A 15,860-nucleotide genomic window follows, 5' to 3' on the forward strand; every position below is an offset into this window, starting at 1 on the left:
TGAGCAGTTATCTGATTTCTGTCATTAATTTTGTGGCAATTTTAGTGTAATGGGTACAAGAAGGAAAAGAAACGCCGAAGAGGTAGATGTTATTTTGATAGGCGCGGGTATCATGAGCGCCACATTGGGAACGTTGATTAACGAATTGCATCCCAGTGCTAACATCGAAATTTTTGAACGACTGGACGAGGTTGCCGCGGAGAGTTCTGACGCATGGAACAATGCGGGTACAGGGCATTCCGCGCTCTGTGAATTGAACTATACCCCACAGCGGCCTGATGGGTCGGTGGATATTACTAAGGCTATCAAAATCGCCGAAGCGTTTGAACTCTCTAAAGAGTTTTGGTCATATCTGATTGCTAATAAGCTGATAGAACGCCCCGAAAGTTTTATTCGCAGTGTTCCGCATATGAGCTTGGTATTTGGCAAAGAGAATGTGTCCTTTCTCCGCAAACGCTACGAAACCATGCGCGATCACCACCTGTTTCACGGCATGGAGTATACGGAAAATCATGATGTGCTCAGACAATGGGTCCCGCTAGTTATGGAAGGACGTAACGCTGATGAAGAGCTCGCGGCGACCAAAATTGATATCGGGACCGATGTGAATTTCGGTGCCCTGACGCGATCGCTGTTTCTTCATCTGATGCAGAAGGACGGCGTAAAGCTCCGCTTAGCACATGAGGTGCGCGATATCGAGCGGGCAGCCAATGGGCGCTGGGTGGTTACGGTCAAAAACCTTACTACCGATAAAAAGCGGACAGTATCTGCAAAGTTTGTATTCATTGGTGCTGGCGGCGGTTCGTTGCTATTACTTGAAAAATCGGGAATACCGGAAGCCAAGGGGTTCGGCGGATTTCCAGTCAGTGGGCAATGGCTAAAATGCACAAATCCGGAGGTAATCGCCAAACATCACGCCAAAGTATACGGCAAAGCCGCCGTAGGATCACCCCCGATGTCTGTGCCGCATCTCGATACGCGAGTCATTGATGGAAAAACAGCGCTGCTTTTCGGACCTTATGCAGGGTTCTCTACCAAATTCCTTAAAAACGGATCTTGGCTTGATTTGCCGGCGTCCATCAAATTTAACAACATCCGCCCCATGCTTGCCGCAGGGATGGACAACCTCCCATTGACTAAGTACCTGATCAACCAAGTGCGGCAAAGCCCCGAAGATCGGCTGGCTGTATTAAAGGAATATGTGCCCACCGCGCGCAGGGAAGATTGGGAACTTGAAGTTGCAGGACAACGGGTGCAAGTAATTAAGAAGGATGAAAAGCATGGTGGTATACTTGAATTCGGCACCGAGGTGGTTAGCAGCGCCGATGGTTCGATCGCCGCATTGTTGGGTGCATCACCAGGCGCATCTACGTCCGTTTCCATTATGATCGATCTGCTGGCCCGGTGTTTTCCTGAGCGCGCAAAGACCGCGCAATACCTGAGCAAATTGCGTGAGATGGTTCCTTCTTTTGGTCGGTCGCTTGCTTCCGATGAGCAACTGTGCTGGGAAACACGTGAACGCTCAGCAACAATCCTGAAGCTGGAAGGCGCGCTTGAATCGGTCTGATGGTTTCGTGCCTCGCATTTATCGCCGACTGGGCCGGCGAATTGGGCCGCCAACTAGCCGCTACGCCCCTACTGCATTGGATAGGGGTGGCCTGCGGTGTGATCCAGGTGTTGTTAGCGAAAGCGAATAGGCTGCTGCTGTATCCTTTCGGAATAGCGAGCGTATTGATTACCATTTACGTGTTATATGAGGCGGGGCTGTATGCCGAAATCTTACTAAACCTGTATTACCTTGTGATGAGCATCTATGGTTGGCTATATTGGGCTTCACGGATTGGTGAAGCACCGGTGAAAGCCAGCTATTCGACGATAAACGAATGGCTCATTACCGTCATAATTGTGGCAGTAGGTTTTCCGGCGCTATACTATGCGCTGATTTATTTCACTGATTCGACCGTTCCGGTATGGGATGCCTGGGTAAGTGCCACGGCCTGGGCGGGTATGTGGCTGCTAGCCAAACGGAAAATAGAAAATTGGTTATTGCTCAATATCAGCAACGCGTTCGCTGTTCCGCTTTTAGCATATAAAGGACTCTACTTGTATGCGCTGCTGACTTTATTTTTGTTTATTGTGGCCGTTTTCGGTTATTTCGAATGGCGGCGCATCATTAACCGGGAAAGACAACTGCAGTTTGATGAAAGAAGTCACGGATAATCCAATATTGTCAGTGTCCGCCCGAGACGTCGAATGGCTGCGCAGTTTTTCAGCCGAGGCTGAGGCGACAGGTCAGCTCACAGATGATCAACTCGCCATTATCTACGACAAGCGATGGTTTAAACTGTTTGTGCCCCGTGCTCTGGGCGGCTTAGAGTTGACCTTGCCTGATGGTGTGCGCCTTGAGGAGGAGTTAGCACGGATAGATGGCAGTTTAGGGTGGACGGTCACGCTCTGCGCAGGGGCAAACATGTTTGTAGGCTTCATGGATCAGTCGATTGCCCCGGCGATTTTCTCAGGTAGGGAGGTATGTTTGGGCGGAAGCGGACAGCCGTCGGGCAGGGCGGTGATCGGCAATGGCGGGTTTAAGATCTCCGGAACATGGAATTATGCCACTGGAGCACCCCATCTCACCCATTTCACTGCAAACTGTGTCCTTGAGCGGAATGGCGAAGTGTTGGTGGATCAAGGTGGCAACCCTGTGATTTCCTCCTTTTTCTTTCCGCGCGACCATGTCAGGATTAAGGAGGACTGGAATGCGTTTGGACTAACGGCCACGGCCAGTCACTCGTTTACGGTAGATACTTTATGGGTAAACGAGTCTCAGGCGTTTGTTATCGCACCGGATAAGGCTACGCTTGACCATCCTATTTATCGATATCCGTTTCTCCAGTTAGCGGAGGCTACGTTGGCAGCGAACACGTTGGGCATGGCACAGCATTTTTTAGCATGTGCCACCACTATCGGTTCATCGGTGCCAGCCGACCTACTGTACAACGGCGGTAGGAGGTTGATTAAAGCACGTACATTATTCTATGCTGCCCTCGATGCATCTTGGGATGAATTGTTGCACAATGATATAATATCTCCGCCCGCGTTGCAAGCGGTAAGCGACCAAAGCAGAGCGGTGGTAAGCACGTCCCGGGAGGAGGTCGTGAGGGTATATCCGCTCCTGGGCTTGATTGCCGCAGATGGTTCCAGCGAGATCAACCGGATTTGGCGGGATATGTTTACCGCGAGCCAGCATAGTCTCCTCCGTTCATAGTGACGCAATCTATGGGTTCGTAAACTACAGAAAAGCTGCTGGTGTCTACGGTGAGCTGACGGCCGGTCAGCGGATCAACTACGAATGGCTTCTGTATTAGCTTCCCGTTTCGTAAGGCGAAAACCACACGCAGGGTATCTTGCATGCCTTCCTGCGCGAAGGTCCATACGAGGTCTAATACCCCGTTATCCAATGTTCCCAAAACCGTGCCGCGCCGGGCGTCTTTTTTTTGAGGGATGACATTGTATATTCCACTGACTGTTTCGTCGCGGATAACTAATTGGATAAATGATGAATCCTGCTGCGCTGTTCCGTCCAGCCGTAGGAAGCAGTTCTTTTGTTCATGGTTGGTCGTCTGCATACGGTCGTTTTGAGCGGTCTCTTGGCCCTGATTTCGAGTCGAAGTCTGATTGCAGGAGAATAGCATGGCGCATAATGCGATGGTAATGTAATGTCGTTTCATGGTCGATTGTTTTTTTATATCGCGTGTAAAGTGTAGAACAGTTAGTCCGGCGATAGGTTTTAGCCAATCAGCGACAGGTAGAAGGTGGTGAGGCTTATTCGAGCTCCGATGAAGATATAGTTGTGAAAAAACGGTGGGTTAGCTAAGTTTGTAAGCAAAATAAATAGTAAACTTGATGGATAGAAAATCAATCATACAGCGGTATTGGCAGCTGGCTATAGTATCGGACGGGTGGTATCTTCTGTATATGCATTTACTTAGCGGTATTGATGCGGCATTAGCTCGCTGGCAGCCCGAAGGTGTGTGGGAGAACACCATTTGGGAGACCGTAACTCACATAACTCATTCCAAGGAACAATTTTTGCGTAGTGATGTGGTGAAAGGGAGCACACCGGACAGCTTATCCCTGTTCGCAAACTCAAAGAGTCTGGCCAACGCAGAAAGATTTTCTTTGGCATCGCAGATTTAGGCCGATGATTACATTTGCTAATGCCAAAATCAACATTGGCTTACAGGTCCTGCAACGGCGGGATGATGGCTACCACGACCTGGAAACGGTGTTTTATCCCGTGAAGATTTACGATGTGTTGGAGGTGGTTGAGGCGAAGTCTGTTCGGTTCATTTCATCGGGGTTGCTCATTCCGGGGGATTGTCAGGATAACCTTTGCTTAAAAGCTTACCGGTTGCTGAAAACTGCATATGACTTACCTCCTGTAGAAATTTATTTGCATAAGACCATACCTATCGGAGCTGGACTTGGCGGCGGATCAGCGGACGCCGCATTTCTGTTAAAATTGCTCAATACAATGTTTGCCCTAGGAATGGGGGAAGCCGAGCTGATGAATTTTGCCCGGCGTTTAGGTTCGGATTGCGCATTCTTCATCAGGAATACGCCAGTGCTGGCAACGGGGATCGGCGATGTTTTCCAGAGCGTTCAGCTTGATCTCTCGTCCTACCATATCGTACTGGTGAAACCTGACGTACACATTTCGACGGCAACGGCATACGGCACGGTAATGCCTAACCCAACTGGTCGGCAGCTGGCATCAGCCCTCTCGCTGCCAATAGCGGAATGGCACCATGCAGTTTTTAATGATTTTGAAGCTGGAGTTTTTGCCCGGCACCCTGGCATTGGGGCGTTAAAGGATTTATTATATCGAAGCGGAGCGGTGTATGCTGCTATGAGCGGCAGTGGTTCATCCGTATACGGATTGTTCGAAGACAAACCTGTTTTGTCGGGATTGAATCCAGCGTATGAGGTGTTTTATATCGACAACTCCGATCTGCAATGGTAGCCTTTGAAGCGAAAATATTGAAATCGGACTCGCACGGCGCAGCGATGATAGGATGGGCGTATATCAACGTCCCACATGCGATTGCGCAGCAGCTGAAACCTGATTACAAACAGCCCTACCGTGTACGCGGCGAAATCGATGGGTGTACGTTTTCGGGCCTTTCGCTGATGCCCAAGGGCCGGGGAGATTACATACTGGCCATCAACGGCAACATGCGGAAGGCGCTGGGCAAGGGGGTGGGGGATCTGCTGTTTCTCCGCCTGGAAGAAGATAAAGATTTTATAATTGAAGTGCCGGAAGATCTGGAAATTTGTTTCCTGAATGATGAGGCCGATCTGATGGAACGGTTCATGGCGCTGACCAAATCACACCGAAACTACTTTATTAAGTATATTAACGAAGCCAAAACGGAATTGACACGGACGAAGCGGATCGCTATGACCGTCGAAGCAATGGCCATGGGCTTGGATTTCGGAGCTATGATCAGGCTTGATAAAACGAGGAGGCAGAACAACTAGCCAGCCGAATGGGCGATGTTTTGACTACCAGCAGTGACCGCGAGCGTTATGACCGGGGGTGATACTGGGTAATCACCGCGTGGAGGTATTCCCGGTCGACATGTGTATAAATCTCTGTGGTGGTAATGCTTTCATGTCCGAGCATTTCCTGTACCGCACGCAGATCGGCACCTCCTTCCACAAGGTGACTGGCAAAGGAATGGCGAAACGTGTGCGGGCTGATTTTCTTTTTCAATCCGATGGATTTAGCCAGTTCCTTAATAATGATAAACACCATCACGCGGGTAAGTGGCGAACCTCTTCGGTTGAGGAATACAAAATTGTCTTGTCCGGAGTTGATTTTTTGGTGTATGCGAACCTCGTCCAAATAAATTCGAAGATATTTAATCGCTTGTGCCCCGATGGGTACTAGGCGTTCCTTGCTTCCTTTTCCCTCTACCTTAATAAATTCGACGTCGAGGAACAGGTTGGAGACCTTAAGTCCCACCAACTCGCTAACTCGCAGTCCGCAACCATACAATACTTCCAGCATGGCTTTGTTGCGCATCCCCTCGGGCGTTGATAGGTCGATGGCGGCGATTAGTTTATCTATTTCGGTTACGTTGAGCACATCGGGAATCTTGCGTCCTAATCGAGGCGGCTGAATGAGCGCCGTGGGGTTTTCAATCAGCCCGTGTTCCAGGCTCAGATATACATAAAACGTTTTGATGCCGGATAATATACGTGCCTGGGAATGAGCCGAAAGACCGAATCCATTGATCCACACTAAAAAATCCTGCAACTGTTGGGTAGTTATTTCGTTCGGTGGGATTCCCTGCAGTTCGGCAAATTGGCGGAGCTTCGCCATGTCGTTGAGGTAGGCTTCCACCGTGTTAGCCGACATGGCACGCTCCATCCGGAGATAGTGCGTGAAATCGTTGATGGCGGCGTTCCAATCCATTTGCAATGTTCGGCCCCAAAACGGATTATTGCTTTAATTCCATGATCCGTGCGACATATTTCCCGATGATGTCAAACTCGAGATTAACGTCGTCGCCTGGTTTCACTTGGTTGAGGTTGGTGTTTTCAAAGGTGTATGGAATAATGGCTACAGAAAACCGGTTGTGCCCAGCGTTTACTACCGTCAAGCTGATCCCGTTTACAGTGATAGAACCTTTTTCTACCGTAATATTGCTTCCAGCGCGTTCATATTCGAAGGTATATAGCCAGCTTCCACGCTGGTCAACGACGGAGGTACATTTTGCGGTTTGGTCTACGTGCCCCTGCACAATGTGTCCGTCCAGTCGGTCGCCGATCTTGGTACAGCGTTCCAGGTTTACGGGGCTCCCGACCTGAAGACAGCCCAAATTACTTTTTTCCAAGGTCTCTGCGATGGCTGTCACTGTATGTTCACCGGGTGACAAAGCCACCACTGTGAGGCAAACGCCGTTGTGAGAAACACTTTGGTCAATCTTCAGTTCGTCCGATAAAGCGGAGGCCACCGTAATGTGTAGGTTCCCGGCTTCCTGCCGGATATGCGTTACGGTGCCGATGGTTTCGATGATGCCTGTGAACATTTTTACGCTGATTTGGAGTCCGGAAACGGAAGTCAGAGACCGGAGCACAAAGTTAGCGAATTTTTTTTCCTTTCTTGAATGAGAGCAAGAGGAGAATGCTCAACGCAAGTCCACCGGCGCATCCGGCAAAGGCGAAGTAATCACCTGTTTTGACATAGGGTGTGATTTCTTCATTAAGGTTAATGTCCTGTATGAGTGCAGCAGGCTCCCACCACCCGGTTCTTTGCACCACATCGCCACGTTGATTGATGAAAGCGGAAATGCCTGTATTAGCCGACCGGGCGACCCATCGGCGGGTTTCGATAGCACGTAATTTAGCGTACGCCAAATGCTGGTCTTTGCCAGCGGTGTTTCCCCACCAGCCATCGTTGGTAATCACTGCGATAAACTGTGCGCCCTGCTTGACATATTGCGCCACGTAATCACCCCATATCGATTCGTAGCAAATGACAGGAGCCGCTCCGATACCGCTTTGTGCATAGAAGACGGACGGCTCATTCTGGCGCCCATACCCACCTGTGGTACCGCCGAAAGCGCTGAAGAGCGGTTTCATGAACGCCAGCGCACCGCCGAACGGGAACTGCTCAACACCGGCAACCAGCTTCGACTTATGGTAAAACTGAAGTTTTGGTGAATTTTCAATTAAGACCGCGGCATTGAACACGTCTATATACGCGTCTCCCCATTTTCTTGCCGTCGGCGACGCCTGTTCGTCGAACAGGCGATAGCTTTCGATCCCCGATAAAATGTTTCCATTGCGGTACGGAGCAAGGAACTGCTGCACCTTGCGGAACGCTGAATGTTGTAAGAATGTGTCTTCGTCATATCCAGGAGGTGGGGAAGCGATGGCTGTTTCCGGCCAAATAAAAAACTCGGTGTTTGGTTGCGCAACAGACTCCGAGAGCCTAATGAGGTTGTCTAACTGCTCTTCGGGTGTGATGAAGGTGAATTTGCCGTAGGGGTCTACATTTGGCTGTACGACCACCACGCTGGAGGGATTGCTGTGTTCTTCATAAGTGAAATAGCGGTACAAGGACCATGCCGTGGGAATCAGCACCAGTGCAAGGAGTGCCATCGCCAATTTATTGCGGTGAGCATGTGGAAAGCCGTCCTTAATGGACAGTACAACAAGAAAGACAAAGATGTTAATTGCCCAGATCCACACAGTGCCGCCATAGACGCCGGTATGTTCATACCACTGGATCAGCTGGTGGGCGTTTGCAAATCCGTTACCCAGCGTCATCCAAGGAAAAGCCAAATCCCAGCTTTGATGTAGGTACTCGTATGCAACCCAAAAGCACACCAAACCGATCAACGCAAGTCCGATCGGATACCGCTTGCGCAATTGGTAATACAGCCGGATGGCAAATCCCATCAGTACCGCAGACAAGCCAAACGGAATAATCGAGACCAGTGCGGCAACGTATACCGGCATGACTGCATTCATGGCATTGAATACCCAGTAGATAGAGGCCGTATTCCACACCAAACCCATAAGGCCGCCTAAGAAGAATACTTTAGTGCCTTTTTTTGGCGCATCGCTCCGCATGACAGACTCCAATGCTAGCAAAAGCGGTACAAAAGCAATCCAGAGAAGGGGAGCGGTGTAAGGAATAGGAGGCCACGCTAACCACAAAAGAAAAGCACTTAGCAAGGCTAAAAGGTAATTCTGAGCTGATTTATTCACGATTATAATTGTGATAGCAGTTCGTCTTTTTTGTTTTCGTATTCCTCTTGGGTGATCAGCTGCCGTTCGAATAGCGATTTCAGTTTTTTGAGCTTAAGCGTAAGCTCATCATCCTGCTCCGTTTCAGGAGGGAGGGCATCGCGAAGCTTTAGCACGGGTTCCTCTTCCGGTTGCAAAGGGAAACGCTCGTCTTCGTCAACTTCCTGTACAAGAGGGACGTCAGGAGACTTCGTAAGCGGCGATTGTCCTTTCTGCGTTTCGAGTACCTCGTTAGCAAGCTGGAAGACTTTTCGAGCCTGCGTTTTGGGGATGTAGTTGATGCTTAGGCTTTCGCCTGTTTGCGGGCTGATGGTCACTTTTGCGCCAAAAATTTCCTCTTTGAAGCCAACCTCCTTGATGTCGTTCCAAGAACGGATTTCAAAGTCGGTGGTTAAGCCCAGTTTAGTAAATTCGCAGATAAAAATCCGCTTACTGGTCAATGCAATACTATCAGGAAGTAACGTTACAGCCGGTTTCTTTTGTACAGCGATGTAGGTGACCACCTCTCCAGCCGTGAGCATGTCCTGCAGTTTAAGCAACAGTTTTTCCACCGTTTTGGGGTCTTGTCCGTCATTGAGGTACTTGTCAATATTCATGGAATTTGTTTTCCATGCTAAGATAGCAAGTTTTGCCCTAAAAACGCACATGCCATGTGATATTTGTGTACCTTAGCTTGGTTGCGCTGAAGGATGGATCAAGAAAAACCGGTGGAGCCCTGTACGCAAACCACAAATTCACCTTTTACGGGATGCGTTTCGAAATGAGCTTTCAGTTCGGTGAGTCGGCCGCGGACGGTTTCTTCGTATATTTTGGTGATTTCCCGTGACACGGATGCCGGACGATCGCCTCCGAAGGTGTCGATGAATGCCTGAAGGGTTTTGAGTAGCCGGTGGGGCGACTCGTAAAACACCATGGTACGGCTTTCACTGGCCAAGCTGTTCAACCGCGTCTGTCGACCTTTTTTCACAGGGAGAAACCCTTCGAAGCAGAACCGGTCACACGGTAATCCCGAAGCGACAAGTGCAGGTACGAAAGCCGTAGGACCGGGTAAGCATTGCACATCGATTCCGTTGGTGATGGCTTCGCGGACCAACAGAAAGCCAGGGTCGGATATGGCAGGCGTGCCCGCATCCGAAATCAGTGCGACATGCTGGCCGCCTTTGAGAAAGCGGATGATTTCATGGATGGCCTTATGTTCGTTGTGCTGATGATGCGCATAGGCTTTTTTTTCGATGCCGAAATGCTTCAGCAGCGGTGCGCTGGTGCGGGTGTCTTCTGCGAGGATAACATCGGCTTCCTTGAGGACGCGGATAGCCCGAAGGGTCATGTCCTCGAGATTTCCTATGGGAGTGGGGACTAAATATAGCATTTTGTAAGATTGCGTATTAGGATTATCTCGTGCTTCTAACTTCGATTTTCGTATTTCATCGTTATCTTTGCCGGCACAAATAAACGAAAATATGTTGCAAGTTAACTATATCCGCGAAAACCGGGACAGTGTGATCGAACGGCTGGGTGTCCGGAATTTTAAGGCGTTGGAACTGATAGATGAGGTGATTGCTTTAGATGAGCGCCGCCGGCAGCTTCAGACGGAATCTGACGCATTAGCTGCGGAAGCCAACGCCGCCGCACGCCAGATCGGCGAGCTGATGCGACAGGGCAAGCGGGATAGTGCAGAAGCTATTAAGGCGCAATCGAGCGGATATAAGGAGCAACAGAAGAAATTTGTGGAAGAACTTGATTCCGTTGAAGCCGGACTGCACGAAAAACTGGTGCTTTTACCCAATCTACCTCACCCGTCTGTCCCAAGAGGCGTCGGTGCGGAAGATAATGAGGTCGTATTGGAGCATGGCCGGCGGCCGGAATTGCCGGAGCACGCCTTGCCGCACTGGGAACTGGCCGCAAAGTATGACATCATCGACTTTGAATTGGGTACCAAGGTGACGGGCTCGGGTTTTCCGATATATAAAGGAAAGGGTGCCCGGTTACAGCGTGCAATGATCAACTTCTTTCTTGACCAAGCCGGAAAAGCAGGATATCGCGAAGTGCAACCGCCGATATTAATTAATGAGGCATCTGGTTTTGGTACCGGGCAGCTTCCCGATAAGGAGGGGCAGATGTATCACGTAGGTGTCGATGACCTTTATCTTATTCCCACCGCAGAGGTGCCGTTGACCAACATGTACCGCGATACGATTGTAAAGGAATCCGACTTTCCCATCAAGCTTACAGCTTATACGCCCTGTTTCCGTCGCGAAGCAGGATCATATGGTGCACACGTACGTGGCCTGAACCGGTTACACCAGTTCGACAAGGTGGAAGTGGTGCAGGTTGTACATCCCCAAAAGTCGTATGAAGTGTTGGAAGAAATGAGCCTATATGTGCAATCGTTGCTTCGGGCAATAGACCTTCCCTATCGCGTGTTACGTCTCTGCGGCGGGGACATTGGATTCACCTCAGCGCTTACGTACGACATGGAGGTCTGGAGTGCCGCGCAACAGCGGTGGCTGGAGGTATCGTCCGTTTCCAATTTCGAGACGTTCCAAAGCCATCGCCTAAAAGTTCGTTTCAAAGGAGAAAACGGTAAGACGCAGTTAGCGCATACGCTCAATGGAAGCGCGCTGGCTTTGCCGCGAATATTGGCTTCTATCTTGGAACATAACCAGACAGAGCAAGGGATAAAAATTCCGGACGTATTGGTACCGTATACAGGATTCGCGTGGATTGATTAGTCGAATTCATTATCCAGTAAATAAAGCCGCCGTAGTAACATCCTGGTATCGTCACATCACAGGCGTCATCCGTGCCAAATATTGATCATTTTGGTCTTCATACAAGATTTGCACCACCCAGCCTTCGCGCTGGCCGTGCTGGATTAATGTCGCTTGATCGATAAACAGCCAGTTGAAAGGTTCTCCCCGCACGCCCTTGTACTCATATTGATACTGTATCTCACCGTAATATCCTTCGGGCTTTTCAATGAAGCCATCCGCATAGAGATAGGCGACGTCTGATGAATCGAATAGCAGCTGTCCGCCTTCCTTCAGCAACGATCGGCTATGCTGGAGCAGTTTCTTCAGCCGATCCACGGTCCCTGCTACACCAATTCCATTCATCATGAACAGAAGCGTGTCATAAGTAGCTGCGCTGTAGTTGAAAAAGTCTTCTAGTACGACTTGCCGCACGCCGCGTTCGCGCATTACGGTACAGGCTTGCGGTGAATGTTCCAATGCAACTACCTCAATTCCCTGTCTCTGGAGGTACAATGCATGACTTCCTGCCCCGGCACCCACGTCAAGCACACGGCCATCGCACAATGCTAAGGCGATATATTCGAGCGCTGGAAAGTCCTCCGGCTCGCGGAAAAACACATCGACTGGCATTTCCTCAATATCAGTATAGCTGGTCCTGAGCAGTAGCTTCTCACTGGTCCTACCGCGGTAATAGTCAATAAGGGCTGTGCCCAGTGGATCAGGTGCCATACGACGTAATGTGTAGGATTTGTTTAGCGAGCGCGATGGTGCCGGCATCGCCGGTATGTTTGCCCGATTCGTCAGAAAGTTTAATCACCGGAGTCCATTGAGCTTCTTCAGGAAAAGCTTCGGTCATTTTGATGACAAGATTCATCGGCACTAACCCTACATCATTTGTAAGGTTAGTGCCAATACCAAATGACATGCCGATGCGGCCGCGGCAATATTCTGCGATGCGAGCCACTTTTTCATAGTTCAAGCCATCGGAAAAGATGATGGTTTTTGACATTGGATCGATGCCCTTTTGCTCGTAATGCCGAATAGCTTTGTCCGCAAACGTTAACGGATCCCCGCTATCGTGGCGGACACCATCGAACAATTTCGTGAGCTTTTTATCAAACTGCGAAAAAAACACATCGGTGGTGTATGTGTCGGAAAGGGCAATACCCAGATCGCCCCGGTATACGTCTGACCAATGTTCCAGCCCAAGAAGGGTCGCCATCTTGAACCCGTATTTAGCGGCATGGAACATAAACCACTCATGTGCATGGGTACCTATGGGTTTGGTTCGGTAGCGCATAGCCAAGTGAACGTTGCTTGTCCCGATAAATGCGCCCTCGCCAAATTGTGTCAAGGCCTGCACCACCTGTTGGTGCACTCCGTAAGAATGGCGTCTGCGGGTACCGAATTCAGCGATAGTGACACCCAATTCGCGGTATTTTTCGATTTTTTCACGAGCCGTCTCCGTGACTTGGTCATCCGGTTGCCGTTGCTGACCGGCCAGCTGATAGTAGAGCTCGCAGATGAGCGACATGAGGGGGACTTCCCAAAGGATGGTACGGTACCAGTACCCTTCAACGACAATATGGACGTCGTCGCCGCGCTGTTTGACCTGTACCTCATCTGGGTCATACCGGTAACCTTGAAGAAAATCAAAGTAGGTGGGGTCGATGTATGGGCAACTAGTTGCAAAGAAAAGTTTTTCCTGTCTGGTGAGCTGCAGGCTTGCTAGCTCATCAATGACTACCTGCAGCCTATGGGCGAAGCCATCCGGAAATTTATGATTGCCTCGATTGATAAACTGATACTTCGCTTTCGCCTTGGGAAATAGTTTCACCACAGCATGTTGCATGGTAAACTTGTAAAAGTCGTTGTCTAGAATAGAATGTATCATTGTGCGCGGTGTACAACGGTATCGGGTAGCCGGACAAGTGGTCCACAGGTTACTGACTGATCGCTGTCAACCAAGCTTCGGCCATAAGCTGTGCGCCCGCCAATGTGGTGTGGACTCCATCATAGGTCCAGTACGCCGGTTCTATGCGTTTGCCCGCTTCGTCGAACAGCCGTTGATAGGGGATGAATACTGCTTTATACTCCTTGGCGATTTCGTGCGCAGCATGGCGATATTGGTCGAACGCAGGAAACCAAGCCTCTGTGACGGCTTTAACGTTGTTGACGGCAAACGGTTCCCCGATGATCAGTTTCACGTTGGGAAGTGATGCCATCGTGCGGTCGAGCAGTTTCCGGTAATCATCGCGGTAAACCAGTGGTGTGCCTTTATAACCGCCAGTGCGTGTATGCCAATAATCGTTGACTCCGATAAGGATGCTCAGGACGTTCGGCTTGAGGGCGATGCAATCGGCCTGCCAGCGTTCATCCAGTTGATGCACTTTATTACCGCTTATCCCCTTATTATAGATTTTAAGTTGTTTCTGAGGATGGGTAAGCAGCAGACTTGCCGTTGCAAGAAATGCATACCCGCTGCCCAGCGAGTGGGCATTGTTCGGGGTAGCGTCTTCTTTGTTGCGCCCAGCGTCTGTAATAGAATCCCCTTGAAAAAGAATTACGTCGCCCTGTTCGAGCCGGATTTTCGGCGCGCCAGCGGCAGGCCTTATGGCGGCCGTCACAATTTGTGGGAGGTTGATGGCCGCAGCGGCTCCCATCAATGAACTTCCAATGAATGTCCTTCTACTTTTGTCCATGGGTTAAAAATGGCTTATTGACTTCAAAGGTAGGTGTTTGAACGGAAAAAAGGAGGCTTATCCTCCTTTTTCCTTTTTATTTTTGAAAAAATAATCAATCTAACCCCTGCTTCGTCCGGATGAGCTCCGGCTTTCAGTTGATCCGTTACGGGTAGCGTTGTTGCTCTTTTCTGAACCTCTATTCGCTGACACGGCCGGACGAGACTGCGAACGACTACTTACAGAACTGCTTCGTGAAGGTGCACTGCTTTGCCTGGGTGCAGAAGCCCGTTGCACGTTGCGCGAAGAGGTGGAATGGGATGCCGCAACAGGCTGTGTACGCGAGGGCGTCTGGTGGCGTGTGCTGGTCGACTGAAGTGTTGCTGGCCTGGCCGTTGTTTCGCGCTGCCGTCCGCTGTTCGTCGGGCGGGCGGTTTTATTGCGTTCCGTAATTTCCGAACCGCGTTTTTCGGAGCTTCTCGCTCGGCTGTTTGTTGAGGAGCTGGAAGACCTTGATTGGCCTACGGCTTCAGTGCTCCGGCCAGTCGCTGTGGCAGAACCCCTCGTGGCATTCCTTCTTTCCGTTGTGGATGAGCTGCGCGAAGTGGTCGCGTTTGCATTCCGCTGTGCGGTGTTGTTATTACGTGTTGTCGCTGTGCTATTCCCTGTTGTCGTCGAACTGCGTCCCGTAGTAGCAGCCGATACCCGGGAAGAATTGCTGTTGCTGCGGGTGCTGGCCGACCTTACCGTGCCAGCATCCGCTACCCTCGATGGCCGTGCCGAAGTACGGGAGTTTCGGTCTACCTCCGGACGGTAAATGCTTACCGTACGGCTATTTACTGCGGGTCTTCCTGGGCGAGTGGCATTGCTGATTTCGCGTACGGAAATCCGGCTACGCGTCACTCGTTCAATTTCGCTACGCCTTGGACCAGTCACATAGGTACGGTTGTTATATACGTATGTGTTATTGATAATCGTCGTACGGTTATAGATCGATACACGATTTCGATAAGGTACGTAATAACTGTAAATTCTTCGACTGGAGATATAACGTTGCGGTACGAATATCCAGTGATGATGAGGGACACCGATATGGACATTAATGCTCATACGTGGACCCAGCGGAGCCCACCCATAGTAGCCGCCGCCGCTCCGCCAGCTTACCCAAGCTGGTCCCCACTCATAACCGGGAACCCATGCCCATCCGTAATAATCTGTGTACAGCCAGCGACCGTAGTGGAATGGAGCCCATCCCCAAGCATAGTTCGAGACCCAAGTGTTGCCATAGGTTGTCATCACCCAGTGTCCGTTAGTGGCGTAGGGTTGGAAACCCGGCTCGGCATCAGGCAGCCAAATATATCCATATTCGGGGTCGTTTACCCAATTGCCGTATGGTGCCAGTTCGTCGTAAAACAACTGGAATGAAACGCTCATGCCGGGCTGAGCCTTCACGGTGTTGGATGCTGCAATGACCATAAAGGCTAATGCAGAGAGTATTGATAGTCCGGCTTTCCTTAACGTTTTCATGACACGTGATTTAAATGTGCGACACTCTGTTTTGTTTACTGATGGTATGACTGCGAAAACCGGCTGATAGTTTAAT

Annotated in this window: 17 protein-coding genes; 7 read left to right on the forward strand and 10 right to left on the reverse strand. The window is 50.2% G+C overall.

The window, feature by feature from the left end; translation table 11 throughout:
• Window positions 1–49 precede the first annotated feature (49 nt).
• The 3 genes from ACFOET_RS05115 to ACFOET_RS05125 are packed head-to-tail and all read left to right on the forward strand — an operon-like array spanning window position 50 to window position 3,265.
• Complete coding sequence (locus tag ACFOET_RS05115) at window positions 50–1,567, forward strand: malate:quinone oxidoreductase (protein ID WP_379020249.1); 1,518 nt, start codon at window positions 50–52, stop codon at window positions 1,565–1,567.
• Window positions 1,567–2,220 carry a nicotinamide riboside transporter PnuC gene (gene pnuC / locus ACFOET_RS05120; RefSeq protein WP_379020251.1) on the forward strand — a complete coding sequence of 218 codons (654 nt, stop codon included), beginning with the start codon at window positions 1,567–1,569 and terminating at the stop codon, window positions 2,218–2,220. The genes ACFOET_RS05115 and pnuC overlap by 1 nt, the downstream gene beginning before the upstream one ends.
• Window positions 2,201–3,265, forward strand: coding sequence for an acyl-CoA dehydrogenase family protein (locus tag ACFOET_RS05125; RefSeq protein ID WP_379020253.1), 1,065 nt, complete (start codon window positions 2,201–2,203; stop codon window positions 3,263–3,265). The genes pnuC and ACFOET_RS05125 overlap by 20 nt, the downstream gene beginning before the upstream one ends.
• Here ACFOET_RS05125 and ACFOET_RS05130 read toward each other — a convergent pair.
• On the reverse strand, window positions 3,231–3,728 hold the full coding sequence (locus ACFOET_RS05130; RefSeq protein WP_379020255.1) for a hypothetical protein: 498 nt from the start codon (window positions 3,726–3,728) through the stop codon (window positions 3,231–3,233). The genes ACFOET_RS05125 and ACFOET_RS05130 overlap by 35 nt on opposite strands.
• Before the next feature lie 175 nt (window positions 3,729–3,903).
• On the opposite strand from ACFOET_RS05130, the gene ACFOET_RS05135 reads away from it, so the two are divergent.
• From ACFOET_RS05135 to ACFOET_RS05145, 3 genes are read left to right on the forward strand one after another with little or no spacing between them, the layout of a single operon-like run.
• Window positions 3,904–4,197, forward strand: a complete 294-nt coding sequence (locus tag ACFOET_RS05135; RefSeq protein ID WP_379020257.1) for a hypothetical protein — start codon at window positions 3,904–3,906, stop codon at window positions 4,195–4,197.
• Window positions 4,198–4,201: 4 nt separating this feature from the next.
• On the forward strand, window positions 4,202–5,023 hold the full coding sequence (gene ispE / locus ACFOET_RS05140) for a 4-(cytidine 5'-diphospho)-2-C-methyl-D-erythritol kinase (protein WP_379020259.1): 822 nt from the start codon (window positions 4,202–4,204) through the stop codon (window positions 5,021–5,023).
• Entirely contained in the window at window positions 5,017–5,541 is a 525-nt protein-coding gene (locus ACFOET_RS05145; protein WP_379020261.1) for a YdeI/OmpD-associated family protein, read from the forward strand. Before ispE ends, ACFOET_RS05145 begins: the two co-directional genes overlap by 7 nt.
• A gap of 46 nt (window positions 5,542–5,587) precedes the next feature.
• On the opposite strand, the gene xerD is transcribed toward ACFOET_RS05145, so the two are convergent.
• The 5 genes from xerD to rsmI all read right to left on the reverse strand — a co-directional run bounded on the left by xerD (window position 5,588) and on the right by rsmI (window position 10,192).
• A complete protein-coding gene (gene xerD, locus ACFOET_RS05150) occupies window positions 5,588–6,481 on the reverse strand; it encodes a site-specific tyrosine recombinase XerD (RefSeq protein WP_379020263.1) in 894 nt (297 codons plus the stop codon).
• A gap of 25 nt (window positions 6,482–6,506) precedes the next feature.
• Window positions 6,507–7,097 carry a riboflavin synthase gene (locus ACFOET_RS05155; protein ID WP_379020265.1) on the reverse strand — a complete coding sequence of 197 codons (591 nt, stop codon included), beginning with the start codon at window positions 7,095–7,097 and terminating at the stop codon, window positions 6,507–6,509.
• 52 nt (window positions 7,098–7,149) lie between these two features.
• Complete coding sequence (gene lnt, locus ACFOET_RS05160; RefSeq protein ID WP_379020267.1) at window positions 7,150–8,784, reverse strand: apolipoprotein N-acyltransferase; 1,635 nt, start codon at window positions 8,782–8,784, stop codon at window positions 7,150–7,152.
• 2 nt (window positions 8,785–8,786) lie between these two features.
• On the reverse strand, window positions 8,787–9,419 hold the full coding sequence (locus ACFOET_RS05165; RefSeq protein ID WP_379020269.1) for a PH domain-containing protein: 633 nt from the start codon (window positions 9,417–9,419) through the stop codon (window positions 8,787–8,789).
• Between the two features lie 98 nt (window positions 9,420–9,517).
• On the reverse strand, window positions 9,518–10,192 hold the full coding sequence (gene rsmI, locus ACFOET_RS05170; RefSeq protein WP_379020271.1) for a 16S rRNA (cytidine(1402)-2'-O)-methyltransferase: 675 nt from the start codon (window positions 10,190–10,192) through the stop codon (window positions 9,518–9,520).
• Window positions 10,193–10,283: 91 nt separating this feature from the next.
• Between rsmI and serS the strand changes: the two genes are divergently transcribed.
• A complete protein-coding gene (serS, locus tag ACFOET_RS05175; RefSeq protein WP_379020273.1) occupies window positions 10,284–11,555 on the forward strand; it encodes a serine--tRNA ligase in 1,272 nt (423 codons plus the stop codon).
• A gap of 51 nt (window positions 11,556–11,606) precedes the next feature.
• Here the strand turns inward: serS and ACFOET_RS05180 are convergent, their stop codons facing one another.
• The 4 genes from ACFOET_RS05180 to ACFOET_RS05195 form a co-directional block, all read right to left on the reverse strand.
• A complete protein-coding gene (locus tag ACFOET_RS05180) occupies window positions 11,607–12,305 on the reverse strand; it encodes a class I SAM-dependent methyltransferase (protein WP_379020275.1) in 699 nt (232 codons plus the stop codon).
• Window positions 12,295–13,470, reverse strand: a complete 1,176-nt coding sequence (gene pncB, locus ACFOET_RS05185; RefSeq protein ID WP_379020277.1) for a nicotinate phosphoribosyltransferase — start codon at window positions 13,468–13,470, stop codon at window positions 12,295–12,297. Before pncB ends, ACFOET_RS05180 begins: the two co-directional genes overlap by 11 nt.
• Before the next feature lie 49 nt (window positions 13,471–13,519).
• A complete protein-coding gene (locus ACFOET_RS05190; RefSeq protein WP_379020279.1) occupies window positions 13,520–14,278 on the reverse strand; it encodes an SGNH/GDSL hydrolase family protein in 759 nt (252 codons plus the stop codon).
• 99 nt (window positions 14,279–14,377) lie between these two features.
• On the reverse strand, window positions 14,378–15,784 hold the full coding sequence (locus tag ACFOET_RS05195) for a DUF6600 domain-containing protein (RefSeq protein ID WP_379020281.1): 1,407 nt from the start codon (window positions 15,782–15,784) through the stop codon (window positions 14,378–14,380).
• Window positions 15,785–15,860 lie beyond the last annotated feature (76 nt).

This window comes from Parapedobacter deserti (assembly GCF_042646065.1).
Taxonomy (GTDB): domain Bacteria; phylum Bacteroidota; class Bacteroidia; order Sphingobacteriales; family Sphingobacteriaceae; genus Parapedobacter; species Parapedobacter deserti.

What these genes read in the sequence shown, in the direction of transcription:
- pncB (WP_379020277.1), bottom strand. Translation starts at nt 13,470, where the DNA reads ATGATACATTCTATTCTAGACAACGACTTTTACAAGTTTACCATGCAA.
- ACFOET_RS05165 (WP_379020269.1), bottom strand. Translation starts at nt 9,419, where the DNA reads ATGAATATTGACAAGTACCTCAATGACGGACAAGACCCCAAAACGGTG.
- ACFOET_RS05125 (WP_379020253.1), top strand. Translation starts at nt 2,201, where the DNA reads ATGAAAGAAGTCACGGATAATCCAATATTGTCAGTGTCCGCCCGAGAC.
- ACFOET_RS05130 (WP_379020255.1), bottom strand. Translation starts at nt 3,728, where the DNA reads ATGAAACGACATTACATTACCATCGCATTATGCGCCATGCTATTCTCC.
- pnuC (WP_379020251.1), top strand. Translation starts at nt 1,567, where the DNA reads ATGGTTTCGTGCCTCGCATTTATCGCCGACTGGGCCGGCGAATTGGGC.
- ACFOET_RS05180 (WP_379020275.1), bottom strand. Translation starts at nt 12,305, where the DNA reads ATGGCACCTGATCCACTGGGCACAGCCCTTATTGACTATTACCGCGGT.
- ACFOET_RS05145 (WP_379020261.1), top strand. Translation starts at nt 5,017, where the DNA reads ATGGTAGCCTTTGAAGCGAAAATATTGAAATCGGACTCGCACGGCGCA.
- ACFOET_RS05115 (WP_379020249.1), top strand. Translation starts at nt 50, where the DNA reads ATGGGTACAAGAAGGAAAAGAAACGCCGAAGAGGTAGATGTTATTTTG.
- serS (WP_379020273.1), top strand. Translation starts at nt 10,284, where the DNA reads ATGTTGCAAGTTAACTATATCCGCGAAAACCGGGACAGTGTGATCGAA.
- ACFOET_RS05190 (WP_379020279.1), bottom strand. Translation starts at nt 14,278, where the DNA reads ATGGACAAAAGTAGAAGGACATTCATTGGAAGTTCATTGATGGGAGCC.
- xerD (WP_379020263.1), bottom strand. Translation starts at nt 6,481, where the DNA reads ATGGATTGGAACGCCGCCATCAACGATTTCACGCACTATCTCCGGATG.
- ACFOET_RS05135 (WP_379020257.1), top strand. Translation starts at nt 3,904, where the DNA reads ATGGATAGAAAATCAATCATACAGCGGTATTGGCAGCTGGCTATAGTA.
- rsmI (WP_379020271.1), bottom strand. Translation starts at nt 10,192, where the DNA reads ATGCTATATTTAGTCCCCACTCCCATAGGAAATCTCGAGGACATGACC.
- ispE (WP_379020259.1), top strand. Translation starts at nt 4,202, where the DNA reads ATGATTACATTTGCTAATGCCAAAATCAACATTGGCTTACAGGTCCTG.
- ACFOET_RS05195 (WP_379020281.1), bottom strand. Translation starts at nt 15,784, where the DNA reads ATGAAAACGTTAAGGAAAGCCGGACTATCAATACTCTCTGCATTAGCC.
- ACFOET_RS05155 (WP_379020265.1), bottom strand. Translation starts at nt 7,097, where the DNA reads ATGTTCACAGGCATCATCGAAACCATCGGCACCGTAACGCATATCCGG.